We start from the raw sequence: 25788 nt of genomic DNA on the forward strand, positions 1-25788 counted from the left end.
CCAGCGGGCCGCAGTCAGCCACCTGCTTATATCCGCAACGATTCAGGACAACACCATGGCCCACCCCGCCCAGATCCGTATCCCCGCCACCTATATGCGCGGCGGCACCAGCAAGGGCGTGTTTTTTCGCCTACAGGACCTGCCGGCCAGCTGCCAGCAGCCCGGCGCCGCGCGCGACCGGCTCTTCCTGCGCGTGATCGGCAGCCCCGACCCGTATGCGGCCCATATCGACGGCATGGGCGGCGCCACCTCGTCCACCTCCAAATGCGTGATTTTGTCCAAGTCCAGCGTGCCCGATCACGATGTCGACTATCTGTACGGCCAGGTAGCGATCGACAAGCCCTTTGTCGACTGGAGCGGCAACTGCGGCAATCTGTCCACGGCGGCGGGCGCCTTCGCCCTGCATGCCGGCCTGGTCGACCCGGCGCGCATCCCCGACAACGGTGTGTGTGTGGTGCGCATCTGGCAGGCCAATATCCGCAAAACCATCATTGCCCATGTGCCGGTCAGCCAGGGCCAGGTGCAGGAGAGCGGTGATTTCGAGCTGGACGGGGTGACCTTCCCGGCCGCCGAAATCGTGCTCGACTTCCTTGACCCCTCCGATGATGAAGGTGAGGGCGCGGCGATGTTCCCCACCGGCAATCTGGTCGATGAGCTCGAGGTGCCGGGCGTGGGCAAGCTGCAGGCCACCCTGATCACGGCCGGCATTCCCACCGTGTTCGTCAACGCGGCTGATATTGGCTACACCGGCACCGAACTGCGCGAGCAGATCAATACCGACCCGGCGGCGCTGCAGCGCTTCGAGGCGATCCGCGTGGCCGGCGCGCTACGCATGGGGCTGATCAAGACACCCGAGGAAGCGGCCACGCGCCAGCACACGCCCAAGATCGCCTTCGTTGCCCCGCCGGCCAGCTATAGCGCGTCGAGCGGCAAGACGATTGCCGCTGCCGATATCGACCTCTTGGTACGTGCGCTGTCGATGGGCAAGCTGCACCACGCCATGATGGGCACCTGCGCGGTGGCCATCGGCACGGCAGCGGCCATTCCCGGCACCCTGGTCAATCTGGCCGCTGGTGGCGGCGCGCGCGATGCGGTGCGCTTCGGCCACCCCTCCGGCACGCTACGCGTAGGCGCGGCGGCCTGTCTGCTCGATGGCAGCTGGACGGTCAGCAAGGCCAGCATGAGCCGCAGCGCACGCATCCTGATGGAGGGTTGGGTGCGCGTACCGGGCGATACATGCTGAGGACAGGGGCGCAAGCCAGTGACACGGCTTTGCCAATAATGCCAAGCCGCGCGACGCAAAAAAGCCACGCGCGCGGCAAATTCGTGGCTTTGCCGCAGCGAATGGCAGCGATATGTCCACATCAACCACATGGTGATTCGGCTTGTGCTAATTTGTCGCGCCGCCCAAAAAGCGCTGCGACATAACACAAGGGGAAGCCATAAAAATGAACGCAATACTGCGCAAATCCGCAGCAGGTCTGGAAGCCCTGCAATCCCGCGAAACCGGTACCCGGCTCTCGGCCCGTTTGCGCACCCTGCTCTTGCAGGTGGACGGCCAAAAGCGCGCAGAGCAATTGACCGAGCTGGCGGTATCGCTGGGCAATCCACCCGATACCATCGCCAAACTGCTGGAACTTGGCCTGATCGAAATTGTGCCGGGCAGCGAGATCGTGGAAGAGGTCGCCGAGCCCGAGCCGGCCCAGGTACAGCGCAGCCTTGCCGGCGCCGCGCTGGCCGAGGTGGCGAGCCCGCCCATGGCCAGCCCGGAACCCGCCCCCCCAGCCACGCCGACCGGCGCAGACTGCCATGAAGACCTGCCGGTCTCCGCCAAGCTGCCCGAGGCTTTACGCCCGGTGGCCGCGCTGATGCGCAAGTTAGCCGACAAACATCTCGGGCTGAGCGCGCTCTTGCTCAAGCGCCGCATCAGCAAGAGCGAGAGCGAGGCCGAGCTGCGCCTGGCCCTGGTCGCGCTGCGCGACGCGCTGGTCAAGGCCAGCAATAGCGAGCAGGCCGATGCCCTACTGCACGAGGTTTACGAGCATCTGCCGATGATAGGCCTGAACCGCGCCCAGACCTTCTGAGCAGCGCGAAGTCCGCCGCGCCTGACAGGCGCTGGCTGCCATACAAAACGGGAGGCTTGGCCTCCCGTTTTGTATGGTGCTGGCGGCGACTGCCGGCGCACTGTCATGCGGCAATGCACTGAACCTCAACGCGTCTCGGGCAGAGCCCACATCAGCCCGCGAGTGATCAGCAAGGGAAAGACCGTCGCATGATCCTCACCGGGCAGCACGCTGCTGGCCCAATCCAGCCCAAGGTAGTTGCGCTGGCGGATCTGGGCACTGAAGCGCGCTAGATCACCGACCATATCGCGCCCCCTACCCTGCTTGACGGTTTCCTCCGCACCGATGAACACGCGCACGCGGGCCGCGAGCGTCTTGTGCTGCGCCGCGTAGCGACGCTCGGTGGCAAAGGTCTGATGCTGATCGAACCAGAGCGAGGGGCTGCCCAGGATGTAATGGCTAAACAGGCTGGGCTGGGTGAACAGCACATGCAGGCCCAGCAAGGCGCCATAGGAATGCCCGACGAAGATGCGCCTGCTGGGGTCGATACGGTAGCGACGCTCCAGCACAGGCAGCGCCTCCTCGCGCAGGAACTGCAGATAGGCGGCAGCCTGGCCGTATTCACCGCTCGCCTGCTCGGGCGACGGCCTGACGCCCGCGCCGCCCGGCGTGTAGTCACGGTTGCGGCTTACGGCCCCGTTCTCCCCTTTGGCATAGGAAAGCCCGATCAGGATGAAGTCCTGCAGGCCCACGCCATGCCGGTCCACCCGGTTGGCAATGGCCCGGATCAGCGGAAATGCATAGTCGGCATCGGTCACATACAGCACCGGGTAGCGGCGCGTACTCTGCGCATAGTCAGCCGGCAGGCTGACAATGGCTTCGTAGTCACGCCCCAGACGCAGCGAGGGCGTGGACACCACCTCGGTGCCTTTGAGTACATAGGCTGGTGCGCCGCTGCTCGCCAGGTCTTGCGCCTCGGCCCTGCTGATCAGCAGCAAGGTAGGCAGCATCAGGAAAACCATGATTTTCAGCATGAGTACCCGCAGAGGATGCAGCCTAGCTGGCTGGCTGGCTTGATTGATGTAGCGCCGGGCAGTGCGGACCAGACACGCTGCGCGACTCAGTCATCGCGCGTCAGCACTTCCAGCAACTCGATCTCGAAGATCAGATTGCTATGCGGCGGAATATGGGCACCGACCTGGCGCTCGCCATAGGCTAGATGAGCGGGCACCCAGAGCTTGCGCTTGCCGCCCACACGCATGCCGATCAGACCGAGGTCCCAGCCCTTGATCACCCGGCCAGTGCCGATCACGCACTGAAACGGCTTGCCGCGCCGGAAGGAGGAATCGAACTCGCTGCCGTCCTCGAGAAAACCACGGTATTCGGTGGTGATCAGCGCGCCCTTCACCACCGCCTTGCCATCGCCCAGCGTGATATCGCTGATCTGCAGCTCATTTTCCATCTCGATCTCTTTCTGATTACCCCTACAGCCGGTCTGCGTTTTCCCAGGCTTTGGTGTTTTTGGCAACCGGCGCGCCCGCAAACAGCCGTATCTGCACCACACGCAGCGTGACTCTAATTGTCCGAATCCGTCCCAATCTGGTCGGTTTCTTGCCAGTCAAGCAGCCATAGCAAGCCTACAGTAGCGCCACCACAACCCACCAAGGAGTCGTAATATGTCTGCCGCGCTGCTGGTCATTGATGTACAGGAATCGTTCCGCCATGCCAGTTACTGGTCTGAGGAAGGGCTAGAGGCCTATCTCGCCAAGCAAAATGCCTTGATCGCAGCCTTTGTGGCAGCGGGCTTACCGGTGGTACGGGTATTTCATTGCGACGAGGGCCAGCCTAGGTTCAGCCATTTCTCGCGCGCTTCTGGCCTGGTGGTGCCGCTGGCAGGCAGCCGGCCCGAGGCCACGCACACCGTGTACAAGCAGGTGCACAGCGCGCTGGTCGATACCGATCTGCCGGCCTGGCTACGTGCACACGGCGTGCAGAAGCTGGTCGTGTCGGGCATCCGTACCGAGCAGTGCTGCGAAACCACCACGCGGCACGGGTCCGACCTCGGTTTCCAGGTCGACTATGTGACCGAGGCCACGCTGACCTTTGCCATGCAACATGCGAATGGCCGCCGCTATACGCCGGACGAGATCAAGGAGCGCACCGAGCTGGTCCTGTCCGGCCGCTTTGCACGCATCTGTAGCGTGGCCGATGTACTGGCCGAGCTGCCGGTAACAGCTTGAGCAACAGTACCAAGATGCAGCGCGCCCACCTGCTGGCGCGCGATGGCAACGCCATGAAGGAGAACACCAATGCTGGCCATGCGCCCTGGCTGTGAATGTTGCGATAGCGATCTGCCCGCCGATACCGGCGCGGCCTTTATCTGCAGCTTTGAATGCACCTTCTGCGCCACCTGCGCGGCACGGCTACACTTTGCCTGCCCGAACTGCGGCGGCGAATTGCTGGCCCGACCGAGGCGGCCCAGCGCCAAGCTGATAGCCAACCCGGCCAGCCAGGAACGCATCTACAAGCCACAGGGCTGCGCCCAGGCGCTGTCCCGCCAGTCGCAATGAGCATTCCGGTCCACTTTGTCTTACTGCCCGGCTTTCTGCTGCTGGATTTTGCCGGGCCAGCCGAGGCGCTGCGTATCGCGCAGCGCCTCGGCGCGTCCTTCCAGCTTCACTATCTGAGCCCTGCGCCGACGCCGACCTGCGCGCTGGGCCTGAGCCTGAATGACCTGCAGGCCCTGCCCGACAGCCTGCCGCCCAACAGCTGGCTGATCATCCCGGGCCTGGCTGGCGCCCTGGCCGACGAGAGCAGTCCGGCCTCGCGCCAGACCATTGCCTGGTTGCGCCAGGTCTGGCGCCCTGATCTGCGCCTGATCACCATCTGTTCGGCCGCCCTACTGGCTGGGGCAGCTGGCCTGCTGGACGGGCGCCGCTGCACCACCCATCACAGCCTGCTCGCGCGCCTGCGCCAGCTCGCCCCCAAGGCGCGCGTGGAAGACGAGCGCATCTTCGTGCTCGACGGCCAGATCGCGAGCTCGGCCGGCATCACCACCGGCATCGACCTAAGCCTCGAGCTGATCGCGCGCCAGTGCGGTCCGCAACTGGCGCTGGCGGTAGCGCGCGAGATGGTGGTCTGGCTACGCCGCGATGCCGACACACCGCAGCTCTCGCCCTTTCTTGCCTACCGCAGCCATCTGCATCCGGCCGTGCACCGCGTGCAGGATGCCTTGGCGGCCGATCCGGCCGCAGCCTGGCCGCTGGAAGCCATGGCCGCCATCGCCTGCGTGAGCCCGCGCCACTTGGCCCGGCTGTTCCAGCAGCATGCGGGCATTGCCCCGCTCGACTACCGCCAACGCATCCAGCTTGCCCATATCGAGCCCCTGCTGCTGCGCCGCGAACAGCCGCTGGAGCGAATAGCCGAAGCGGGCGGCTTTGGTTCGGCGCGCGATCTACGCCGCGTCTGGCATAAGCAGCGCGGCACCGCCCTGCCTGGCCCAGCCTGAAACAGGGCAGCCATTTGCGGCGCGCTACCCACGCACAGCCCCTGGCGGGCTGTGTTACCTTTGGGCCCCAAGCAGTCTGCAAGACATACGCATAAATAGACCCAAGAGGAGGCATGCGATGTTGGAAGCCCTGTTTCACAAGACCGAGGCCGGTGCGCTGGCCCTGAAGGAGCGCGAGCGCTTTCCCCAGCTGACCCCGCGCATGCGCAGCCTCTTGCTGCAGGTGGACGGGCGCAAGACAGGCAGCGAGCTGGTTGAGCTATCCCACTCCCTGGGCGCGCCGGCCGACTGTCTGGACACCCTGCAAAGCCTGGGCTTGATCGCTGTGGACACGAGCGCCACGCCCGCTGCCGCGCCATCCGCGCCCGCCCACGGCAGCAGCCAAGCCATGCCCAGCGACCCGTTCGAGCGTCTGCAGGAGGCAACCCGGCTGATGAATAAGGCGGCTTCCGACTACCTGGGCCTGAAGGCGCTGTTCTTTACCCTGAAGGTGGAAAAGTGCGCAAACCGCAGCGAACTCAAGCAGCTGTTGGGCGAGCTGCAGACCGCGGTCGCCAAGTCGCGCGATAAGCAGCGCGGCGAGCTGCTGATCGCCGATATCTACAGCCTGCTCAGCGAGTAAGCGATGACGCAGCAGCTAAAGAATTCGCGCGCCATCGTGGTAATGGGTGTGTGCGGTAGCGGCAAGAGCCATATCGGCCGCCTGCTGGCCTCGCAACTGGGCGCGCGCTTTATCGAGGGCGATGATTTTCACCCGGCCGAGAATGTGCGCAAGATGGCCGCCGGCCAGGCGCTGGACGATGCCGACCGCGCCGGCTGGTTGGCCGCGCTGGCCGACGCCTTGCTCAGCGCCGCGCAAGCCGGCGAGGCGGTGGTGCTCAGCTGCTCGGCGCTCAAGCGCAGTTACCGTCAGGTGCTTGCCACCGGCGCACCGTTTCAGCTGGTCGTCCTGCACGGCAGCCGCGCGCTGCTGTTCGAGCGGGTCAGCGCGCGTGCCAGCCACTTCATGCCGGCCAGCCTGCTCGATAGCCAACTGGCGACGCTGGAATTACCCGGCAGCGAGGAAACGGCCATTCAGATGGATATTGCCGCGCCGGCCGAGCAGATCGTGGCCGGCTTATGCGCCCAGCTAGGCCACGCGGCCGCCACGATCTAGGCCGTTTTCAGCACGCCCAGCGCCTCGGCCGCTCGCTGCAGCACCTGGTGATAGAAGCCGGCCATGCGCTCGGCCGTGGCCGGCGCGCTCCAGCTTTGCGCATAGGCAAGCGCCTCCTCGGCCTTGCGCGCCCGTAGCGTCGGGTCGACCAGCAAGGCACGCACCTGGGCCGCGAAGCCCGCCACCGATTCATCCGCACACAGGCAGCCACGCTGCGGCGCGAGGATGTCGCGCGCGCCCATGGCCGGGATGGCCACCACCGGCAGGCCCATGGCCATCGCCTCGAGCAACACCAGACCCTGGGTCTCGGTGGTGGACGCGAAGACGAATAGATCGGCCGCCCGATAGCAGTCGATCAAGCCGGTCTGCCGTTCCAGATAACCGATAAAGCGCACACAGTCCTGCAGGCCCAGGCGCGCGGCCTCGGCCTGCAGGCTGGCCTGGGCCGGCCCCTCACCGGCAATCAGCCACATCAGCTCGGGCTGTTCCTGGCGCAGGTGGGCCGCCACCTGCAGGAGCAGGCCGATATTCTTTTCATGCGCCACACGGCCGACAAACAGCGCGAGCTGCTTATGCTCGGGAATGCCGTGGCTGGCACGAAAGCGCGCGCGATCGCCCCCCTGGAAGGTCTGCAGCGGAATGCCGGTCGGGATCACCGCGATCTCGGCGGTCACGCCGTAATCGCGCAGCGCATCGCGCATGGCCGTCGAGGGGGCGATCACCCCGGCCGTGGCATTGCACTGGCCGCGCGAGAAACGCCGCGCCAGCGCACGCGTCCAGCTGGCCGGCAGCACCTTGGCATAGTGATGCAGGTATTCCTCGAAGAAGGTGTGGTAGGTGGTGACCGCCGGCACGCCCAGCGCGCGCGCGATCTCGAGGCCCGCGTAATGGGCAATGAAAGGCGTCTGGATATGCACGAGCTGGTAATCGGCCGCGCGCAGGGCCGGCAGCTGCGCGCGCATAAGGTCGCGCCGCATCATGCGGTCCTCGGGGTCGAAAGCCAGGTAGCGCGAGGGCACGCGCAGCACGCCCGCTTCCTCGGTCTCGTTCGGGTAGGCAGGCGCAATCAGGTCTACCTGCACGCCCAAGCTAGCCAGCTCGCGCCGGAAGGTCTGGATCGAGGTGGATACGCCGTTCACGCGCGGGAAGTAGACATCCGACACCATCAGTACACGCATGCGGCCAGCTCCTGGGGAAGATGGCCCGAGGCTAGCGTGGCGAGGTGAAGGATTGATGACGCAGGCCAACCCGCTAAGCGCCCGCGCCCGCCAGCACGGCGCGGTCGCGCCCATCCTCCTTGGCGCGGTATAGCGCCTGGTCGGCGGCCGAGACCAGGTAGTCGGCCGCCACCCCATGCAGGGGCACCAGCACCGCCATGCCCACGCTGACGGTCACCCGCGGTGCGGTGGGCGAGAAGGCATGCGCGATATTGGCCTCGGCCAGCAGCGCACGCAGCCTTGCCGCCACCTGGCGTGCGCCATCAGCATCGGTCTCAGGCAGGATCAGCGCAAACTCCTCGCCGCCGTAGCGCGCCACCACATCCGCCGGCCGACTCAGCGCGGCACGCAGCACGCTGGCCACCTGCTTCAGGCAGGCATCGCCAAGCTGGTGGCCATAGCCATCGTTGTATTTCTTGAAGTGGTCGACATCGATCATCAGTAGCGCGAGCGGCTGCACGCTGCGCGCGGCGCGCTGCCATTCCTGCTCGAGCGCCTGATCAAACGCGCGCCGGTTGGCCACCCCAGTCAGCCCATCCTGCTGGGCCATGCGCGCCAGCTCCATATTCGCGCCCAATAGCTGCTGGTTGGCGGCATTCAGCGCCGCCTGGGTTTCCTGCATTTCCTCGATATTCTGCAGCAGGCGTGCTTCGAAGGCCTTGCGCTCGGAGATATCGCGCAAGACGCAGGTAAACAGGCGCCGATTCCCCAGGCGCACCTCGGTAGTGGTCACTTCGGCCGGAAAGACCGTGCCATCAACACGCCGCCCGGGCATTTCCACCCGCGCGCCAATCACCGCCTCACGCTGCTCGCCGCGCTGGATATAGTGCTGGAAGTTCTCGGCCTGACGCGCCCCGGCCTCGGGCGGCATCAGGACACTGAAATGCCGGCCCATCACCTGGTGCAGGCCCAGGCCGTAGACCTCGCTGACCGCTGGATTGAGCACCTGCACCACCCCCGCCTCGTCGACCACGATGATCGCGTCACGCACGCTTTCCAGGATGGAATTGAGCATGGCCTCATCCTCGATCATCTTGCGCTCCATGGCGCGCAGATCACTCAGATCGTGGACGATGGTGGCGGTGAAGCTTGGCTCGCGCCCGGCCATGCAAGGTGCCACCACCAGCTGCAGCGTGTCGATCACCGTGCCATCTGCCCTTTGCCACTGGGTCTCACCCTGCCAGGGCTGGCCGGCCAAGGCCTGCGGAATCGCCTGGCTACGGATCAGCTTGTACGACCATTCGGTGTAGCCAAAGCGCAGGCTCAGCCCATCCAGCGGCGCATCGGGCGCCACACCCAGCAGCTTGCGCCCGGCCGCGTTCAGATAGATGACCTGCTCGTCCAGATTGGACAGACGCACCATATCGGGCAGTGCCTCCACCACCGCGTGCAAGCGGTCGCGCTCGGCCTCCAGCGCCTTCTCAGCGCTGATGTCATAGGCAATGCCCATGGTGCCAATGTTCTCGCCAGCTGCATCGCGGCGGATGGACAGGGTCAGGCGCACTGGGATGCGCCGGCCATCCTTGCACAGATAGGTCCAGTCGCGCATCAGCGCGCCATGCTGCAGGCCGAGCGAAAACAGTGTGGTATCGGGCTCCAGCGGGCGACCGAGCTCGGCACCCAGCTCCTCGGCATAGCGCACCAGCTCGCCGCTATCGTGCAGGATAACTGGGCTTTGCCGGCCAATCAGCTCGTCGGCGCGGTAACCGAGCAGCTGTTCCGCTGCGCGGTTGAACAGCGTGATCAGCCCGTCCTGGCCCTGGGCAATGATCGCGTAGGGTGCCGAATCGAGGATATTGCGCTGCAGTGCCTCGGTGCTGGCCAGCGCGAGTTCAACCTGCTTGCGTACACTGATATCGCGGCAGCTGACCGCCACGCCCCAGCCCATCGATACCGCGCGCACCTCGTACCAGCCGGGCGCCATCTGGTCGTGGTCCAGGAACAGCTCCTCCTGCATGGGCAGGCCACTTTCCACCACTTGGCGATAGCGTTCGAGCGGGCTGTACTGGCCGTGGCAGAGCGGCGGGCGCTCGCTCAACATCTGGCCGACCAGCTCCTCGCGGCGCAGCGCCGACTGACCGAGCGGTTGACCACCCGCCTCGATGTATTTGAAGTCGACGATGGTGTGGCCGGTATCGCGCACAGCCTCCAACACGAACACCGCATCCAGGCTGCTGGCGAATACACCGCGAAACAGTTCCTCATTGCGTGCCACGCTGGCCTGCAGCGCCGCCATGGCCGTCACATCGCGTGCAAACAGGATGGCACCCGCACACGCGCCCTGGCCGTCGCGTAGCGGCGAGAAGGAGGCCGAGAACACCCGGCGTGCCGGCCCAAGCTGCAGGCGACACTGGGCCGCGGTGCCCAGCACCGCGCGGCTGAAATGCGCCTGCAGCTCGGCGTAATCGCTCGCATGCCCGCTCAACCAATCAGCCAGCGCCTCGCCCGGCTCGGGCGCCCGCCCGTACAGGAGGCCAAAAGCCTGGCCGCAGGCTGGGTTGCGCAGCGTGACGCGAAACTGCGGGTCCAGGACCAGAATAGGATCGCCACAACCATCGAGCACGCCCTGCACCAGTTCCAGCGCGCTGGCCAGGCGGCGCTCCTGTTCCTTCTGCGCATCGATATCCACAAGGCTGAGTACCGCGTGGTAACGCTCGGACTGCCACTCCGGGCCGCGCGACAGCTGGCAACCGACCCAGCACTGACGTCCATCCGGTCGTTGCAGACGACAGATCAGACGTGGGGTCTCGCCCTGGGCCAGTGCCTGCAGGGCAGCCAGCATCGCCTCGCGGTCGGCCTCGCCCAATAGGCACAACCAGCTTTCACCGAGCGCCTGCTCAGGCTGCTGGCCACTGAGCCGATACCAGGCCGGGTTCGCATAGCTGACATGGTGTTGCACATCTAGCAGCAGAATCGCGCTGGGTGCCTGCTCGAACAAATCCAGATACAGCGCCTCGCGCTCGCGCCGCGCTGCGCCATGCATGCCCAGGGTGGCGAATCCGCTGGCCAATATCAGGGCCGCCAGCCCACCACCAAGGCCGAACAGCAGGGCCAGGCGCAACGGGGCATTGCCGGGCAGCGCCGGCGTCTTGCTACTGAGCAATAGCCACCAGCCGCTAGCCCGATCGGCCTGAAAAGGCAGGCGCAGCCTGAGCCGCTCGGCCTGGGCGCCAGGGTCGGCCGGGTTCACGGCCAGAAAGGCGCGCAAACCGTCCGGCCCGCGCAGCACGCCCTGCGGGCTGGTCTGCATGGCCTGCCACAGCGCCGGATCGCGCTGCGCAAGCGTCTGGCCGCGCTTGAGCAGGCGCGCAAAACGGTCTTCGGGCAAACCACCCAGCAGCCACTGGCCCTGAGCGTCGAGCAGTGCCAGCTGCTGGTCCGCGGCGATCAGGCGCTGAAATTCGGCCTCCAGCTGGTGGATGAGCAGATTGAACACCAGTAGGCCACGTCGCTCGCCCTGCGGGTCGTATAGCGGTGTCACCAGGCGCAACGTGGGCTTGAGGCCCTGGGGGCCGAACGCCTCCTCCGGCTTCAGGTCGAGCGCGGATAGATAGATTTGCCCACGGGTGAGCTGGCGGCTGTGTTGGAAATCGGCACTGTTCTGCTGCGACTGCAGCTGCGCGGGCTCCAGCACGACAGGGTCGCCCCGGTTGAGCAGCACACGCACGCGTTCCTGACCTTCGAGGTCGAGCACGCGCATCTGGTCGTAAATCGGCTTGAAGCTGAGGAAGCTCACAAAGTGCTCGCCATATTCGCCCCATTGCGTGGGCGGCTTAAGCAGCAGGCGCTGCAGATCGGGATCATTGGCCAACAAGGTCAGATCGGTAGCCGCATCGCTGAGCGTGCCGTGACTGGCGCGCGCCAGAAGCTGCAGGCGCGCCTGCAGCAACTCACCCTGGTGCAGCCAGGCCTGCTCGCGCTCGGTGCGCCACAGCAGGAAGCTGGCCAGTGCAATCAAGGCCAGAAAGGGCAGGAAGACCTGCAGAAAGCGTCGTTGCCATGCTTGGCGCTGGCTCTGGCTGAGTGTGCTTGGCATCCCGCTCGCTCGGTGATGAGGGGTGCAGCCCAGGCCGGACTGCCCTGTCCAGCAATATAGTCTTTAGGCAAAGCCGCGCCACGCAAGGCGGCCGTCAGTCTGAATAAAGCCGCAATCTGCTTTACAGACCGCGCGCCAGGGAAATAAAATACCGAACAGTATGCTTATAGGAGTTCGCGGACTTGAATCACGCTGCCCAACCCACTCCGGAAATGGACACCCACGCTGCGCGCCATGCTGCGCTGGCGGCCTTGCGCGCCCTGGCCACCAGCAAGCCGGCTGGCGAGGTCAGCTATGCCGAGATCGCCCAGGCGGCCGGCCTGCCCTGGCAAACCGTCAAACGCCTGTTGGGCGCGCGTGAGCTGTTCGCCGCCCTGCTCGATGGTGATGTGCCCGAGCCGCCCGATACGCGCGAGCGCATCCTGGAGTCGGCAGCACGCGTGTTTGCGCAAAAAAGCTATCTGGGTGCCTCGCTCGATGAAGTGGCGGCCGATGCCGGCCTGACCAAGGGCGCCGTGTACTGGCACTTCAAAAGCAAGAACGACCTGTTTTTCGCCCTGCTCGACAGCCGCTTCCAGGTGGAATTTGACCAGCATCTACCCGAGGCGATGGCGCGCGAGGCCCGCCAGCAATCGCCGCGTGAAGGCACCAAGGCTCTGCTGGCCGGCGTGCTGGAGCGGGTCAAGCAGGACCCGGACTGGCCGCGTCTGTTCCTGGAGTTCATGGGCCAGGCGCGAGACCCGGACGTACGTGCCCGCCTGGCGCGCGCCTATCAGGACAGCTACCGCCTCTCGGCCGGTCTGATCGTCCAACAGCACCAGCAGCGCGCCTTGCCGGCTCCGGTCGACCCACAGCTGCAAGCGATCTTCTGGAGCGCACTGATGGACGGCCTGATCATGGCCTGGCTGCTCAACCCGGAACAAATCGATCTCGATGCCCTGATGCCGCGCATGGTGGACATGCTCTGGCAGGGGCTGGACCCCAATAATCAAGCTCCCCGCGGAGGAAGTTCCACATGACAGCGTTTCAATCTTCCCGTTTCAAACGCCGCGCCATCGTCGTGGCCGCCCTGCTGGCGCTGGCCGGTGGTGGCGCCGTGCTGACCCACAAGGGCGATGCCGCCGCCAAGGACAAGGCCGCCGAGACGCCCACGGTGCTGGAGCTAGCCAGCTCTGACCTGGCCCGCGTCAGCGATAGCACGCTGATCCAGCCGCTGGCCCTGTCGGGCACCCTGAATCCGGTGCGCCAGACGCTGATCAATGCCGAGGTGGATGGGGTGCTGCGCGAGGTGCTGGTGCGGCCGGGCGAAACCGTGCAGGCCGGCCAGATCCTGGCGCGCTTCGAGGCCAGCGACCTGAACAACCAGCTGGCAGCCCGCGCCGCCACGCGTGAGCGGGCCCGCGCCGAGCTGGAGCTGGCCAAGAAAAACCGCGAGCGCAATGCCAATCTGCTCAAACAGGGCTTTATCTCGCCCAATGCCTACGACGAGAGCGAGAACGCGGTCGCCGTGGCCGCCGCCCAGCTGAAGGCGGAAGAGGCGCAGGCCGCCTTGGCCAGCAAGGCGGTGTCGGATGGCGTGGTGCGCGCACCGTTTGGCGGCATCGTGGCCAGCCGCAAGGTCGAACCGGGCACCCGGGTTGGCGTCAACCAGACCCTGTTCAGCCTGGTCGACCTCGACGAGCTGGAATTCGAAGCCAGCGTTGCGGTATCACGCCTGCCGGCCGTTAAGCAGGGCCAGCCGGTTCGCCTCAATATCGAGGGCTTTGGCGACAAGCCCTTCAACGGCAGCATTGAGCGCATTGCCCCGGTGGCCGATGCCGGCTCGCGCATGGTGCCCGTCTATGTGCGGGTGAAGAACCCCGGTCACAGCCTGCGCGGCGGCATGTTTGCGCAGGGCGAGGCCACGCTGGCCCAGGTCGAGCACGCCGCCACCTTGCCCTTCAGCGCAATCCGCGAGATGGATGGCAAGGCGCCCTTCGTGCTGGCGGTCGAGAACGGCAAGATCGTCACGCGCCCCATCAAACTTGGTCTGTTGAATGATCTGACCAAGCAGGCCGAGATCAGCGCCGGGCTGAAGCCGGGCGCCGTGGTGGTCATTGCCAAGATCGAGAACCTCAAGCCTGGCCAGGCGGTGAAGCTGCCACCCGCCAAGCCGGCTGCCTGATCATCACCCTCGTACGCGAGCCCCAGACGGGGCTCGCCTATCCGTTCTGCTGGCGGCCAGTCCGCCTGAAGAGGTTATCCCATGTGGTTCACCCGCATCAGTATTCAGAACCCCGTCTTTGCCACCATGATGATGGTGGCGCTGGTGGTGCTTGGCCTGTTCGCCTACAAGCGCTTGCCCATCGAGGAAATGCCCGATATCGAATTCCCCTTCGCCATCGTGGTCACCACCTATCCGGGTGCCTCGCCCGAGATCATCGAAACCGAGATTTCCCGTCCGCTGGAAGAGAAGCTGTCGACCATCTCCGGCCTGAAGAACCTGACCTCGGACAGCTATAACGGCCAGTCGGTGGTAGTGGCCGAGTTCGAGCTGAGCACGGACGTGGACGAGGCGATGAAGGACGTGCGCGAGAAGGTGGACGAGGCCAAGGCCGACTTCCGCCGCGAGGTGAACGAGCCGTACATCACCCGTGCGCGTGAGGGCGATGGCCCGACCCTGTCGGTGGCGATCACCAGCGACAAGCTCAGCCAGCGCCAGATGACCATCCGCGCCGACCAGTACATCCAGCGCCAGTTCCAGAGCGTGAAGGGGGTGGGCAATGTGAAGCTGGTCGGCGGTATCGAGCGCCAGCTGCGCGTCGAAATCCTGCCCCAGCGCATGCGTGCACTGGGCATCGGCGCCGATCAGATCATTGCCGCCATCCGCAGCGAGAACCAGGAAGTGCCGGTCGGTAATATCGAGTTCGACAAGACCGAGCGCGTGGTGCAGCTCAAGGGCCGACTCAGCGAGGCGGCCGACTTCGGCAAGATCGTGGTGGCGCGCCGCAATGGCCAGCCCATCCTGCTCAGCCAGGTCGCGAATGTGATCGATGGCGAGGAGACGCAGGAATCGCTGGCCCTCGTGAATGGCAAGCGCGCGCTGTCCATCGATATCACCAAGGTCAGCGGTGCGAATACCGTGCAGGTGGCGGACGATGTGCGCGCCATGGTGGATGAGCTGAACAAGGAGCTGAGCGCCGAGGGCATGAGCTTGCAGGTGATCGGCGACGGTTCGCGCGGCATCCGCCGCTCGCTGGCCGATGTGAAGTCCACGCTATTTGAAGGTGCGGCGCTGACCGTGCTGATCGTCTGGCTCTTCCTCGGTTCCTGGCGCTCCACGGTGATCACTGGCCTGACCCTGCCGGTGGCGCTGATCGGCACCTTCTTCTTCCTGCAGGCCTTTGGTTTCACCATCAATGTGATGACCCTGATGGCCATGTCGCTGTGCGTGGGCCTCCTGGTCGACGATGCGATCGTGGTGCGCGAAAACATCGTGCGTCATGCGGAAATGGGCAAGGGCCACTACCAGGCGGCCATGGATGGCACGGCCGAAATCGGCCTCGCGGTGCTGGCCACCACGCTGACCATCGTGGCGGTATTCCTGCCGGTGGGCTTCATGGGCGGCATCATCGGCAAATTCTTCTTCCAGTTCGGCATCGCGGTGTGCGCGGCGGTGCTGATCTCGATGTTCGTGTCCTTTACGCTCGACCCGATGCTCAGTTCGGTCTGGCATGACCCGCATGCCCACGGCATGCGCCACGGCGGCCTGTTCGGCCGGCTGCTGGACGGCTTCGAGCGCTGGATGGACAAGGTGTCGGCCTTCTACGCACGCAGCATCGAATGGGTGCTCAATCCCACCCGCCTGAACATCCCCAAATGGCTGGTGCTGATCCTGGCCGTGCTCTTCCTGCCGGTCACCCTGTTCGTGCTGGCGACCCGGCCACGTGCGCGCACCTGGTTCCGCGGCGGCATGCGCGGCAAACCCAGCTGGTCGCACCGCTCGCTGGTGTTGATCGCCTCGGTCGTGCTGTTCTTCGGCTCCTTCCTGCTGGTGCCGATGATAGGCGCGGAGTTCATCCCCAAGGCGGATGTGGGCCGCGTCTATATCGACTTCCGCACCCCGATCGGCAGCACGCTCGACTACACGACCAGCAAGGCCGAGCAGGTCGAGGCCGCGCTGCGCGACTTCACCGAGATCGAGGAGATGTACACCTCGATCAATACCGGCGATTCGGGCGGCAAGCATATCGCGCTGACCCGTCTGAACCTGATCGAGAAGAAGAAACGCCGCAGCCAGGACGAGGTGATCAAGGCCATCCGTACCCGCCTCGACAAGATCGCCGGCATCGAGCTGCGCAGCGTGCGCGGCCCGGATGGCGGCGGTGGCGGCCGGCCTATCTTCATCACCATCCAGGGCAAGGATCTGGGCGAGCTGCAGCGCATTGCCGAGAACACCGCCGAGCGCCTCGGTCGCATCAAGGGCGTGACCAATGTGCAGACCTCTTTGCGCGCCGCCAAGCCGGCCCTCGATATCAAGGTCAATCGAGAGATGGCCAGTGCGGTCGGCCTGTCGGTCGGCCAGATCGGCAGCACGCTGCGTCCGCTGGTGGCCGGTGACGATATCGGCACCTGGCAGGCACCCGATGGCGAAAGCTACGACATTGTCGTGCGCCTGCCCGAGTCGAGCCGTCGCATCGACCAGGACCTGAAGGACCTGCCGATTGCCAGTAACGATAGCGATCCGATCAGCGGCCAGCAGATCATGGTGCCGCTGTCCCAGGTGGCCGAGATCAGCGATAGCGGCACGCCGACCCTGATCAAGCGCCGCAATCTGTTCCGCAATGTGGAGGTGTATGCGGACGTGGAAGGCGTGCCGGTCGGTTCGGTGCAACCCGAGGTGGACAAGGTGCTGAAGAGCATCCAGATGCCACCGGGCTACCGCTTTGCCCAGGAAGGCGCCAACCGCGATATGGAGGAGAGCTTCGGCTATGCCGTACAGGCGCTGATCATCGGCGTGGTGTTCATCTACCTGGTGCTGGCCTCGCAGTTCGCCAGCTTCAGCCAGCCGCTGGCCATCATGACCTCGCTACCGCTGTCCCTGGTCGGCATCTTCCTGGCCCTATTGGCTTGGCGCTCGACCCTGAACCTGTTCTCCATCATCGGCGTGATCATGCTGATGGGCCTGGTCACCAAGAACGCGATCCTGTTGATCGACTTCGTGAACCGGCTGCGTGAACAGGGCATGGAACGCTTTGCCGCCATCGTGGAAGCCGGCCATGTACGTCTGCGCCCCATCCTGATGACCACCTTCGCCATGATAGGCGGCATGCTGCCGCTGGCCCTGGCGCTGGGCGAGGGGTCGGAGCAGCGTGCGCCAATGGCCCACGCCATCATCGGCGGAGTGATTACCTCGACGCTGCTCACCCTGGTGGTGGTGCCGGTGGTGTTCACCTATCTGGACGATCTGGGTCTGTGGCTGCGTCAGAAGTTCGCTGGCAAGCACGCCCCAACGGTTGGACCAGAGACACTTGAAAGCGCACCCCAGCCCGGCACGGGTCGCTAAACCTCGTCGTTCAGACTGCCAATCCGGCGTTTGATCGCAGCAGTACCCACGAACGGCATGGTTTCGCTACCATGCCGTTCGTCGCTCTCAGCCTGGCTTTGCGCACAGGCCCAGATGGCGAAGGCCTTCAAAAAACATTCGCAGGGGGAAATCATGTCATTGTTGACCGTCTTCACCGAGCCGCAGCAGTTCTTCACCGCGCTGAAGGACAAACCGCACTTTGCCCTACCCTTCTGGCTGCTCGCCTTGGGGACCGCGCTGATCTTGTATCTGTACTACCAGCGCGTGGATTTCGACTGGATGGTGGACATGCTGCTGTCGACCGAGAAGCTCGGCCCGGAAGAAATGGAGGCAGCACGCAAGGGCATGAACCGCGAGATCATGAGCTGGAGCAGCATCGTGCTGGCGCCGCTGGGCATGCTGATCGCCTTTCTGCTCGCCGCCGTCTACTACCTGCTGGCCGGCAAGATCGCCGGTGTGCAGCAGGGCTTCAAAGCCTGGTTCGCCTTCAGTGTGTGGAGCAGCGCACCGCTGCTGCTGTCCACCGTGGTGGCCCTCTTGCATGTGCTGACCATGCCGACCCAGACCCTGCCTGATGCGCTCTACCTGACCCACCTCGACCCCATGCTGATCAGCCTGCCGCTCGGCCATGCCTGGCGCGGTCTGAGCACCAGCGTGGACCTGCTCTCGCTCTGGGGCATCGCCCTGGGCGCCATAGGCTGGCGTAGCTGGACGCAGAGCGGCTGGGCTCAGGCCATCGTGGTGGCCAGCCTGCCCAGCCTCATCATCTACGGCGCCTGGGTCGTCTTTATCCTCGCCACCCGCTAGGCCCAGCCCAAGCAGCCCTGCCCGCCTGGTGCCGCGAACTTTTCCCCATCGCACAGGCTCGCAGGCTAGGCCGCGCCAGCGCCCGCCCATGCTGGCAGCGCTGGCCCGCCCTTCTTCTCCAGATGAACTTTCGAAAGCCGTCCATGCGTATGCCGTTCCCGAAAAAATGGCTAATCATCGCCCTGATTTTGCTGGTGATCGCCCTGCCCTTGCTGCTGCGTGCCAAGTCGGCCAATGCCGGCAAGCCCGTGCAGGCCCAGACGGTGGCCCTGCAGGCGATACGCCCGACCATCCTGGCCTCGGGCACGCTCGCCTATCGTACCGAGGTGGCGCTGACTGCCGAGGTGACCGCCAAGGTGACCGAGATCCTGGTCGCCGAGGGCGATGATGTGGCGGCTGGCCAGCTCCTGCTGCGCCTCGACCCGGAAAGCTACCGCAATGCCATCGAACGCGAGGCCGCCGGTCAGGAGCAGAACCGTATCGGCATCGAACGGCAGAATGTGGCTTTGGAACTACGCCGCAAGCAGTTCGAGCGCACCGAGAAGCTGTTCAAGGCCGGCATGGTGGACAAGTCGCGCTTCGATGAGGACCGCAACCAGCTGCAACTGGCCGATGTGGAGCTGAAAGCCAGCCGCGAGGCGCTTAAGCGTGCCGAGGCGGTGCTGGCCGATGCGCGCGAGCAGCTGAGCAAGACCGAGGTACGCGCGCCGATCAAGGGCCGCGTAGTCGCGCTGCCGATCAAGGTCGGCGAGACGGCCATCCCGTCCACCATGAGCCTGGCCGGAGCCCAGCTGATGACGATTGCCGATACCTCGGCCATCCAGGCCGAGCTGAAGGTGGACGAAGGCGATATCGCCAAGATCGTGGTCGGCCAGCGCGTGGACATCTTCGCCGCCGCCTACCCGGAACAGGCGCTGCAAGGCCGGGTGGAGAAGATCGCCCTGGCGCCCACGGTGGAGAACCAGGCGCGTGCCTACAAGGTCACCGTGCAGCTGCAGGCGCCGGCCGAGCTCAAGCTGCGCTCGGGCATGAGCTGCCGGGCCGAGATCTTCCTCAGCGATGGCAGCAAGCAGCTGGCCGTGCCGGTGGAGGCCATCATCAGCGAGGACAAGGACGGCAAGCGCACCGAGCGCTCGGTGGTGCTGCTACAGGCCGGTCAGGCACGCAAGGTGGCGGTGCAGATCGGCATCTCGGACGACCGCTGGCAGGAAGTGCGCAGCGGGGTCAAGGCCGGCGACATGGTGGTCACCGGCCCAAGCCAGACCCTGCGCGAGCTCAAGGATGGCGACAAGTTGAGCCAGGCCGAGGCGGAGGACAAGGACGGCAAGGATGTCGCGCCATGATCGTCCTGAGCAGCATCAGCAAGCGCTACCGCATGGGCGAGGAAAGCTTCAATGCGCTGGCCGGCGTCGACCTGCATATTGCGCGCAATGAGTATGTGGCGCTGACCGGCCCGTCCGGCTCGGGCAAATCCACGCTGATGAATCTGCTCGGCTGCCTGGATAGCCCGAGCAGCGGCAGCTATGTACTGAATGGGCGCGATATCGCCAGCCTGAACGACAACGAGCTCGCGCAGATCCGTAACCGCGAGATCGGCTTCGTGTTCCAGAGCTTTCATCTGCTGCCGCGCCTGAGCGTGCTCAGCAATGTGGCCCAGCCGCTCGTGTATCGCGGCCTGCCACCCAAGGAGCGCGAGCGCCTGGCCAGCGAGGCGCTCGGTCGCGTCGGCCTCGCGAGTAAGCTCAAGCATCTGCCCAATCAGCTCTCGGGCGGTCAGCGCCAGCGCGTGGCCGTGGCGCGCGCCCTGGTCGGCCAGCCGTCCATCCTGCTCGCGGACGAGCCGACCGGGAATCTCGATTCGCGCACCTCGGAGGAAATCATGGCCCTGTTCGACGCGCTGCATGCCGAAGGCCAGACCGTAATCCTGGTCACCCACGAGGCTGACATCGCCGCGCATGCACACCGGGTGATCCGCCTCGTGGATGGGCGGATCGAATCCGATCTGCGTCAAAGCCCGCGGGAGGCCGCATGTATCAGCTGATCGAATCGCTGCGCGCGGCCTGGATCAATCTGCTCGCCCACCGCCTGCGCAGCTTCCTGACCACCCTGGGCATCCTGATCGGCACCGCCTCGGTTGTGGCCGTGGTGGCACTCATGCAGGGCTTCTCCGACTCGATCAAGGCGCAGTTTGCCGACCTGGGCGGCACCGCGCTGACCCTGTCGGCGCGCAATGAGTTCAGCAACTGGAATACCGGCAATATCAATCAGCTCGCGCTCAGCGATATTGATCTCTTGCGCTACCGGGTCGAGGGGGTGCGCCATGTGGCGCCGGTGATGGGCGTCAGCTATGGCGGCAGGGTGCGCTACAAGGGTCGCTCTGCCAGCCCGCAGGTGATGGGCACCACGGCCGACTATGTGTGGGTGGAGCGGCGCTTCCCGGAAATGGGCCGCTTCCTGGTGGAGGGCGACGACCAGGGCCGCCGCAGGGTGGCCGTCATCGGCCCCAAGCTGCGCGATGACCTGAACCTGCCGCGCAACCCGGTCGGCCAGTATGTGCAGATCGGCAGCGAGTGGTTCAAGATCGTCGGCGTGATGGCCAAGCGCGGCGAGGTCTTCGGCATGAGCCAGGACAACTACCTGATCGTGCCCTTCGATGTGGGCCGCGCGCTGCAGGGCCAGAACCGCCGGCTGATGTTCGAGGCGCATTTCACCGTGGCCGATATCGACGAGATCGAACAGGTGAAGGAAAGGGTGAGCCGCACGCTGCGCCATGCGCACAAGATCGCGCCAGGCAAGCCGGACGACTTCGAGGTTGAATCGGCCGACCAGCTGGCCAAGCAGTTTGGCCAGATCACCGCCATGGCCACCTTGGTGCTGGGCGGCATTGTCGGCATCTCGCTGCTGGTCGGTGGCATCGGCATCATGACTGTGATGCTGGTATCGGTGACCGAGCGCACGCGTGAGATCGGCATCCTGAAGGCCTTGGGCGCCACCCGGCGCGATATCCTGCTGCAGTTCCTGATCGAGGCCGGCCTGCTCTCGCTGCTGGGCGGGCTGATCGGCATCGTGATCGGCATCGTGCTCGGCCATGGCATCGCCGCGCTGATCCCCAACTTCCCGCCCGCCTCGGTGCCGATCTCGGTGGCCGTCGGCGCCGCGCTATTCTGCGCGCTGGTTGGTGTGGCGTTTGGCATCATGCCGGCCTCCAAGGCCGCCAATCTCGATCCAATCGAGGCATTACGTTACGAATGAGTCAGCCCCTGTTGCAACCCATCCACAAGGAAACAAGCTTGATGAAGCCCACCCTGCTCGCCCTGCTGCTCGGCACCACCCTTGCCGCGCAGGCCGCCGAGGCCCCGACCTACCAAGGTCTGGGGGCCGATAGCGTGAGTGCTGCCACCCTGGAAAAATTTCGCGCCAAAGCGCTACCCGCCGAGCTGAGCCGCAAGGTGCAAAGCGTGCTCGATCTGCGCGCACCGGGCGCCGGCATCCTGTCGCCCGATGGGCAGTCGCTGTACTTCGGCTGGCGGGTGACCGGCAGCGCCCAGGTATGGCGCATTGATGGGCCGCAGCGCTTCCCGGTCCAGATGACCGGCGGCGAGGATGCCACCAATGTGCTCGACATAACGCCGGATGGGCAATGGCTGCTGCTAAGCCGCGACCGCAAGGGCGAAGAGAACCCTGGCCTCTATCTGCAACCGGCCAAGGGCGGCGCACTGACCGCCATCCAGCATCTACCCGGTGTGCAGACCTTCTTCGAGTTCGTCTCGGATGATGGCCGCTATGTGTATTACCGCAGCAATGACGAGGTGCGCGACAGCTACACCTTCTACCGCTACGACATCCCCGCGGCCAAGAAAGAAAAGCTGTTCGAGCGCAAGGGCTACTGGAGCATCATCGACCACCGTGCCGATGGCAGCCTGCTGCTGCAGAAGGCCGCTTCGAATGTGGCGGCCGAGATCTGGGCCTGGTCGCCGAGCACGCGCGAATTCAGCGCGGTGATCGGCCAGGGTGAAGCCGAGGAACACGATGTGCGCTTTGGCAGCCAGCCAGGCGAATTCTTCGTGCAGACCAATAAGCTCGGCGATGTGCGCCGTCTGTACCGCATGGTGGGTGGCAAGCTCAGTGCGATCACACCGGAAGGCAAGTGGGATGTGGCCGGCTTCGCGCTCGATAAGCCCAAGCAGAAGCTCTACTACAGCGTGAACGAGGCCGGCTACACCAAGAGCTATGCGCTCGACGCACGCACGCTCAAGCCGCTGAAGCTGCCCGCCTTCCCCGGTGCCGACCATGTGAGCATTGCCGGCGGCACGCGCGATGGCCAGCGCATCATCATCGGCGTGGAAACCGCCACGGCGCCGCGCAGCAACTATGTACTCGACTGGAAAAGCGGCAAGCTGACCCAGTGGGTGCTACCGTCCACGCCGGAAATCGATACGCGCCAGTTCGCCGTGGCCAGCCTGGAAAGCTACCCAACCCGCGATGGCGCGCAGATTCCCATGTTCGTACGCCGCCCGGCCCAATGCAATCCGGCCCCCTGCCCCATCGTGGTCCACTTCCACGGCGGGCCGGAAGCGCAGTCCGATGCGGGCTTCTCGCCTTATGCGCAGCTGTTCGTCGATGCCGGCTTTATCTATGTCGAGCCGAATGTGCGTGGCTCAGACGGCTATGGCAAGGCCTGGCTGAATTCGGACAATGGCGCCAAGCGCCTCGATGTAGTCAGCGATATCGAAGACGCGGCCATCTATATGAAGCGCGCCTGGGCCAAGGATGGCGTGGTGCCCAAGATCGGCGTGATGGGCGGCAGCTATGGCGGCTACTCGACCCTGTTCGCGATGACCCGCTATGCGGGTGCTTACGACGCGGGCGTGGCCACCGTGGGCATGTCCAGCCTGCTCACCTTCCTGGAAAACACCGCGCCCTACCGCCGTGCGCTGCGGGTGGCCGAGTATGGCGATCCGGTCAAGGACCGCGAAGCGCTGATCAAGCTGTCCCCAATCAGCTATATCGAGCAGCTGAAGGACCCGCTGCTGATCATCCAGGGCGCCAGCGACCCGCGCGTGCCGGTGGGCGAAGCCGTGCAGATGTATGAGGCAGCGCAAAAGCGCGGCGTGGCTGCCGAGCTGATCCTGTTCGCCGACGAAGGCCATGGCGCGGCCAAGCGTGAAAACCAGGTGGCCAGCATCGGCCACACCCTGCGCTTCTTCCAGACCTATCTGCAGCGTTAAGCGCAAGGGGGCGCCGCAGCGCCCCCTTTTTTAATCCACCACGCCACCAAGGCTGCCATGCACCGCACCCAACGCCATCTGAAGCTTGCCCTCGTTCTGCTGCTTGCCGGTCTGAGCGGCTGCTCACGTATCTCTACCGACCCCGGCACTCAGACCGTGCTGATCGACAAGCCCTGGTTCTTTGGTCATGGCGGCGTGCAGGACAGCGCACAGGAGCCAGGATCAGGCTGGTACTGGTGGTCCACCAGCGGCATCGTGGTGCCGGTGGTGCCGATCAAGATCGACGAGCGTTTCGATGACCTGATCACCGCCGGCGACAATATCCCGGTCGACTTCAATTCCTATCTGCAGCTGCAGATCAAGGACCCGGTGGCCATCATCAAGAAATACGGCGAGCGCTGGTACGACAACAATCTGAAGGAACAGTACCGCACCATCGTGCGCAATGAGGCCAAGCAGTACACGCTGAACCAGCTCCTGTCGGACAGCCAGTCGGTGCAGAAGCTCGAGAGCAGCATCCTGGCTGCCACCAGCAAGCTGGTGAAGGACAACGGCCTGCCGGTCGCGGTGCTGGATATCAATCTGGGCAAGGTGCTGCCCGATGGCAAAATCCTCGACGAGATCAATGAAACCGGCCGCCAGAAACAGCGCAGCAAGTCGATGGAGGCCGCGCGCCAGGCTGAAGAGCAACGCAAGGAGGCCGAACGGGCACGTGCCGCGGCCGACAATGCCTACCGCAATGAAATGAGCCTGTCGCCCGAGCAGTTCATCAAGCTCGAGGAGATCAAGGCCAAGAAGATGCTGTACGAGCAATGCCACAAGGGCTGCACGGTCATTGTCAGCGATGGCGCAACGCCGCTGGTGGTCGGGCGTTAAAGCACCGCCACGCAGCAAAAAGGGCAGCCTAGGCTGCCCTTTTTACTTGCCTGCGCCCCGGGCGCGACGGCTAGACCAGGCGCGAAGCGCGCGAGGCCGCCAGTGCCACCCCGGCACAGGCCACGGCCAGGAAGACCATGCCGGCCTGCAGACCGGCGCCATGCACGACATAGCCCATGATGGGCGGCCCCATCAGCGAGCCGGAATAGCCCAGCGTGGCCACGGCGGCCAGCGAAGCCGCCCCATCGCGCCCGGCCGCGCTGAAGATGCACGGGAAGACGGCGGCCACGCCAAGACCGGCCAGTGCAAAGCCAAGGATGGCCACCGGCACATTCGGCGCCAGCACCGCGACCAGCACGCCGCAGGCCGACAGCGCGCTGGACACCGCCACCAGCTTGCGCGCGCCGAAGCGCTCCTTGAGTCGGTCGCCCACCAGGCGTGCGGCCAGCATGCAGCCGGCAAAGGCCGCATAACCCAGCGGCGCCACCGCCTCGCTCGCATGCAGATGGTCATGCAGATAGAGCGCAATCCAGTCGGTTAGCGAGCCTTCCGACACCGCACCCAAAAACGCGATCAGACCTAGCCAGATCAGTGCGCCGTGCGGCAGTGCAAAGTGCTTTCTGCCCGCTTCCGGGTCGGGCTGATCGCAAGGCAGCACCTGGCAGGACAGATAGAGTGGCAGGCTCAGGGCCAGCACGATCAGGCTGAAATGCAGCAGGGGCGGCAACCCCAGGGCTGCCGCGCCGCTGCTGAGCAGCGCGCCGCCAAAGGTGCCTACGCAGAACCAGGCATGCAACATGGACATGATGGAGCGCCCCGCCGCCCGCTCCTCCTCGGCCCCGAGCGCATTGATCGCCACATCGAAACAGCTGGTGGTGGCGCCGAAACCCACCATGCCCAGCATCAGCCAGGGCCAGCTCGGCATCAGCGCCATGGTCGGCAGCACGAGCAGAATGGCCACGCCCGAGATCAGCGCCGCCTTGCGCGCGCCATAGTGGCCAACCAGCCAGGCGGCGAGCGGAAACGACGATACCGCGCCGATGCCGCCGCCGAGCAGCACGGTGCCCAGCGTGGCCGGGTCAAGCGCCAGCGCATCGCGGATGGCCGGCAGACGGGCCGCCCAGCTCGCATACACAACGCCCAGGGCCAGAAACAAGATGGGAATGGCCGCACGGCGCAGCCAGGACGACGCTGCCGAGGCGGGCAGCGGAAGATCGGTAGTCATGGTCATGAACTTGGGTAGGGCAAGCGTCGTTCAAACGGCAGCCCAGGCTGCCGTGCACGCCGGTTATGCAGACGACTTTAATACCAGCCTGCGTAATGTAAGCCCA

Annotated in this window: 21 protein-coding genes; 16 read left to right on the forward strand and 5 right to left on the reverse strand. The window is 65.2% G+C overall.

The genetic code is table 11. From position 1 onward, the window contains the following. The first annotated feature begins 55 nt into the window (after positions 1-55). Positions 56-1243 carry a 2-methylaconitate cis-trans isomerase PrpF gene (gene prpF / locus BT173_RS07515; RefSeq protein ID WP_072428163.1) on the forward strand — a complete coding sequence of 396 codons (1188 nt, stop codon included), beginning with the start codon at positions 56-58 and terminating at the stop codon, positions 1241-1243. 205 nt (positions 1244-1448) lie between these two features. After that, positions 1449-2084: a hypothetical protein gene (locus BT173_RS07520; RefSeq protein ID WP_072428024.1), complete on the forward strand. Its 636-nt coding sequence runs from the start codon at positions 1449-1451 to the stop codon at positions 2082-2084. A gap of 125 nt (positions 2085-2209) precedes the next feature. Here the strand turns inward: BT173_RS07520 and BT173_RS07525 are convergent, their stop codons facing one another. Together BT173_RS07525 and BT173_RS07530 are read right to left on the reverse strand one after the other, a co-directional pair. Beyond that, positions 2210-3085, reverse strand: coding sequence for an alpha/beta hydrolase (locus BT173_RS07525; RefSeq protein ID WP_245794147.1), 876 nt, complete (start codon positions 3083-3085; stop codon positions 2210-2212). 98 nt (positions 3086-3183) lie between these two features. Then, the gene (locus BT173_RS07530) at positions 3184-3525 is read right to left on the reverse strand and encodes an FKBP-type peptidyl-prolyl cis-trans isomerase (RefSeq protein WP_072428025.1); all 342 of its coding nucleotides are present in this window, start codon (positions 3523-3525) and stop codon (positions 3184-3186) included. 214 nt (positions 3526-3739) lie between these two features. Here BT173_RS07530 and BT173_RS07535 point away from each other — a divergent pair, with 214 nt between their 5' ends. The 5 genes from BT173_RS07535 to BT173_RS07555 all read left to right on the forward strand — a co-directional run bounded on the left by BT173_RS07535 (position 3740) and on the right by BT173_RS07555 (position 6727). Continuing rightward, a complete protein-coding gene (locus tag BT173_RS07535) occupies positions 3740-4303 on the forward strand; it encodes a cysteine hydrolase family protein (protein WP_072428026.1) in 564 nt (187 codons plus the stop codon). Between the two features lie 69 nt (positions 4304-4372). Continuing rightward, positions 4373-4633 carry a DUF1272 domain-containing protein gene (locus tag BT173_RS07540; protein WP_072428027.1) on the forward strand — a complete coding sequence of 87 codons (261 nt, stop codon included), beginning with the start codon at positions 4373-4375 and terminating at the stop codon, positions 4631-4633. Further along, the gene (locus tag BT173_RS07545) at positions 4630-5571 is read left to right on the forward strand and encodes a GlxA family transcriptional regulator (RefSeq protein ID WP_072428028.1); all 942 of its coding nucleotides are present in this window, start codon (positions 4630-4632) and stop codon (positions 5569-5571) included. The genes BT173_RS07540 and BT173_RS07545 overlap by 4 nt, the downstream gene beginning before the upstream one ends. 118 nt (positions 5572-5689) lie before the next feature. Further along, positions 5690-6193 (forward strand): hypothetical protein, encoded by a 504-nt coding sequence (locus BT173_RS07550; protein WP_072428029.1) that lies wholly within the window; start codon positions 5690-5692, stop codon positions 6191-6193. A gap of 3 nt (positions 6194-6196) precedes the next feature. After that, positions 6197-6727 (forward strand): gluconokinase, encoded by a 531-nt coding sequence (locus BT173_RS07555; protein WP_072428030.1) that lies wholly within the window; start codon positions 6197-6199, stop codon positions 6725-6727. Here the strand turns inward: BT173_RS07555 and BT173_RS07560 are convergent. Both BT173_RS07560 and BT173_RS07565 read right to left on the reverse strand, forming a co-directional pair. Continuing rightward, a complete protein-coding gene (locus BT173_RS07560; RefSeq protein WP_072428031.1) occupies positions 6724-7905 on the reverse strand; it encodes a glycosyltransferase in 1182 nt (393 codons plus the stop codon). The genes BT173_RS07555 and BT173_RS07560 overlap by 4 nt on opposite strands. Positions 7906-7978: 73 nt before the next feature. Beyond that, positions 7979-11980: a PAS domain S-box protein gene (locus BT173_RS07565; protein WP_072428032.1), complete on the reverse strand. Its 4002-nt coding sequence runs from the start codon at positions 11978-11980 to the stop codon at positions 7979-7981. A 182-nt stretch (positions 11981-12162) separates the two neighbouring features. Between BT173_RS07565 and BT173_RS07570 the strand changes: the two genes are divergently transcribed. The 9 genes from BT173_RS07570 to BT173_RS07610 all read left to right on the forward strand — a co-directional run bounded on the left by BT173_RS07570 (position 12163) and on the right by BT173_RS07610 (position 24457). Continuing rightward, entirely contained in the window at positions 12163-12999 is an 837-nt protein-coding gene (locus BT173_RS07570; RefSeq protein WP_139256089.1) for a TetR/AcrR family transcriptional regulator, read from the forward strand. Next, entirely contained in the window at positions 12996-14144 is a 1149-nt protein-coding gene (locus tag BT173_RS07575) for an efflux RND transporter periplasmic adaptor subunit (RefSeq protein ID WP_072428034.1), read from the forward strand. The genes BT173_RS07570 and BT173_RS07575 overlap by 4 nt, the downstream gene beginning before the upstream one ends. Positions 14145-14225: 81 nt before the next feature. Continuing rightward, entirely contained in the window at positions 14226-17525 is a 3300-nt protein-coding gene (locus BT173_RS19275; protein ID WP_072428035.1) for an efflux RND transporter permease subunit, read from the forward strand. A gap of 153 nt (positions 17526-17678) precedes the next feature. After that, a complete protein-coding gene (locus BT173_RS07585; protein ID WP_072428036.1) occupies positions 17679-18353 on the forward strand; it encodes a YIP1 family protein in 675 nt (224 codons plus the stop codon). Positions 18354-18496: 143 nt separating this feature from the next. Next, positions 18497-19696 (forward strand): efflux RND transporter periplasmic adaptor subunit, encoded by a 1200-nt coding sequence (locus BT173_RS07590; RefSeq protein ID WP_175545575.1) that lies wholly within the window; start codon positions 18497-18499, stop codon positions 19694-19696. After that, a complete protein-coding gene (locus tag BT173_RS07595) occupies positions 19693-20394 on the forward strand; it encodes an ABC transporter ATP-binding protein (protein ID WP_072428038.1) in 702 nt (233 codons plus the stop codon). Before BT173_RS07590 ends, BT173_RS07595 begins: the two co-directional genes overlap by 4 nt. After that, on the forward strand, positions 20382-21605 hold the full coding sequence (locus tag BT173_RS07600; protein WP_072428039.1) for an ABC transporter permease: 1224 nt from the start codon (positions 20382-20384) through the stop codon (positions 21603-21605). Before BT173_RS07595 ends, BT173_RS07600 begins: the two co-directional genes overlap by 13 nt. A gap of 41 nt (positions 21606-21646) precedes the next feature. Continuing rightward, complete coding sequence (locus BT173_RS07605) at positions 21647-23581, forward strand: prolyl oligopeptidase family serine peptidase (protein WP_072428040.1); 1935 nt, start codon at positions 21647-21649, stop codon at positions 23579-23581. Positions 23582-23638: 57 nt separating this feature from the next. Further along, positions 23639-24457 (forward strand): SPFH domain-containing protein, encoded by an 819-nt coding sequence (locus BT173_RS07610; protein WP_072428041.1) that lies wholly within the window; start codon positions 23639-23641, stop codon positions 24455-24457. 70 nt (positions 24458-24527) lie between these two features. On the opposite strand, the gene BT173_RS07615 is transcribed toward BT173_RS07610, so the two are convergent. Next, on the reverse strand, positions 24528-25682 hold the full coding sequence (locus BT173_RS07615) for an MFS transporter (RefSeq protein WP_072428165.1): 1155 nt from the start codon (positions 25680-25682) through the stop codon (positions 24528-24530). Positions 25683-25788: the final 106 nt, after the last annotated feature.

Origin of the sequence: Chitinimonas taiwanensis DSM 18899 (assembly GCF_900119825.1) — a bacterium.
GTDB lineage: Bacteria > Pseudomonadota > Gammaproteobacteria > Burkholderiales > Chitinimonadaceae > Chitinimonas > Chitinimonas taiwanensis.

Coding starts and splice junctions, on each gene's coding strand:
- prpF (WP_072428163.1), top strand. CDS start 56: ATGGCCCACCCCGCCCAGATCCGTATCCCCGCCACCTATATGCGCGGC.
- BT173_RS07520 (WP_072428024.1), top strand. CDS start 1,449: ATGAACGCAATACTGCGCAAATCCGCAGCAGGTCTGGAAGCCCTGCAA.
- BT173_RS07525 (WP_245794147.1), bottom strand. CDS start 3,085: ATGGTTTTCCTGATGCTGCCTACCTTGCTGCTGATCAGCAGGGCCGAG.
- BT173_RS07530 (WP_072428025.1), bottom strand. CDS start 3,525: ATGGAAAATGAGCTGCAGATCAGCGATATCACGCTGGGCGATGGCAAG.
- BT173_RS07535 (WP_072428026.1), top strand. CDS start 3,740: ATGTCTGCCGCGCTGCTGGTCATTGATGTACAGGAATCGTTCCGCCAT.
- BT173_RS07540 (WP_072428027.1), top strand. CDS start 4,373: ATGCTGGCCATGCGCCCTGGCTGTGAATGTTGCGATAGCGATCTGCCC.
- BT173_RS07545 (WP_072428028.1), top strand. CDS start 4,630: ATGAGCATTCCGGTCCACTTTGTCTTACTGCCCGGCTTTCTGCTGCTG.
- BT173_RS07550 (WP_072428029.1), top strand. CDS start 5,690: ATGTTGGAAGCCCTGTTTCACAAGACCGAGGCCGGTGCGCTGGCCCTG.
- BT173_RS07555 (WP_072428030.1), top strand. CDS start 6,197: ATGACGCAGCAGCTAAAGAATTCGCGCGCCATCGTGGTAATGGGTGTG.
- BT173_RS07560 (WP_072428031.1), bottom strand. CDS start 7,905: ATGCGTGTACTGATGGTGTCGGATGTCTACTTCCCGCGCGTGAACGGC.
- BT173_RS07565 (WP_072428032.1), bottom strand. CDS start 11,980: ATGCCAAGCACACTCAGCCAGAGCCAGCGCCAAGCATGGCAACGACGC.
- BT173_RS07575 (WP_072428034.1), top strand. CDS start 12,996: ATGACAGCGTTTCAATCTTCCCGTTTCAAACGCCGCGCCATCGTCGTG.
- BT173_RS19275 (WP_072428035.1), top strand. CDS start 14,226: ATGTGGTTCACCCGCATCAGTATTCAGAACCCCGTCTTTGCCACCATG.
- BT173_RS07585 (WP_072428036.1), top strand. CDS start 17,679: ATGTCATTGTTGACCGTCTTCACCGAGCCGCAGCAGTTCTTCACCGCG.
- BT173_RS07590 (WP_175545575.1), top strand. CDS start 18,497: ATGCGTATGCCGTTCCCGAAAAAATGGCTAATCATCGCCCTGATTTTG.
- BT173_RS07595 (WP_072428038.1), top strand. CDS start 19,693: ATGATCGTCCTGAGCAGCATCAGCAAGCGCTACCGCATGGGCGAGGAA.
- BT173_RS07600 (WP_072428039.1), top strand. CDS start 20,382: ATGTATCAGCTGATCGAATCGCTGCGCGCGGCCTGGATCAATCTGCTC.
- BT173_RS07605 (WP_072428040.1), top strand. CDS start 21,647: ATGAAGCCCACCCTGCTCGCCCTGCTGCTCGGCACCACCCTTGCCGCG.
- BT173_RS07610 (WP_072428041.1), top strand. CDS start 23,639: ATGCACCGCACCCAACGCCATCTGAAGCTTGCCCTCGTTCTGCTGCTT.
- BT173_RS07615 (WP_072428165.1), bottom strand. CDS start 25,682: ATGACTACCGATCTTCCGCTGCCCGCCTCGGCAGCGTCGTCCTGGCTG.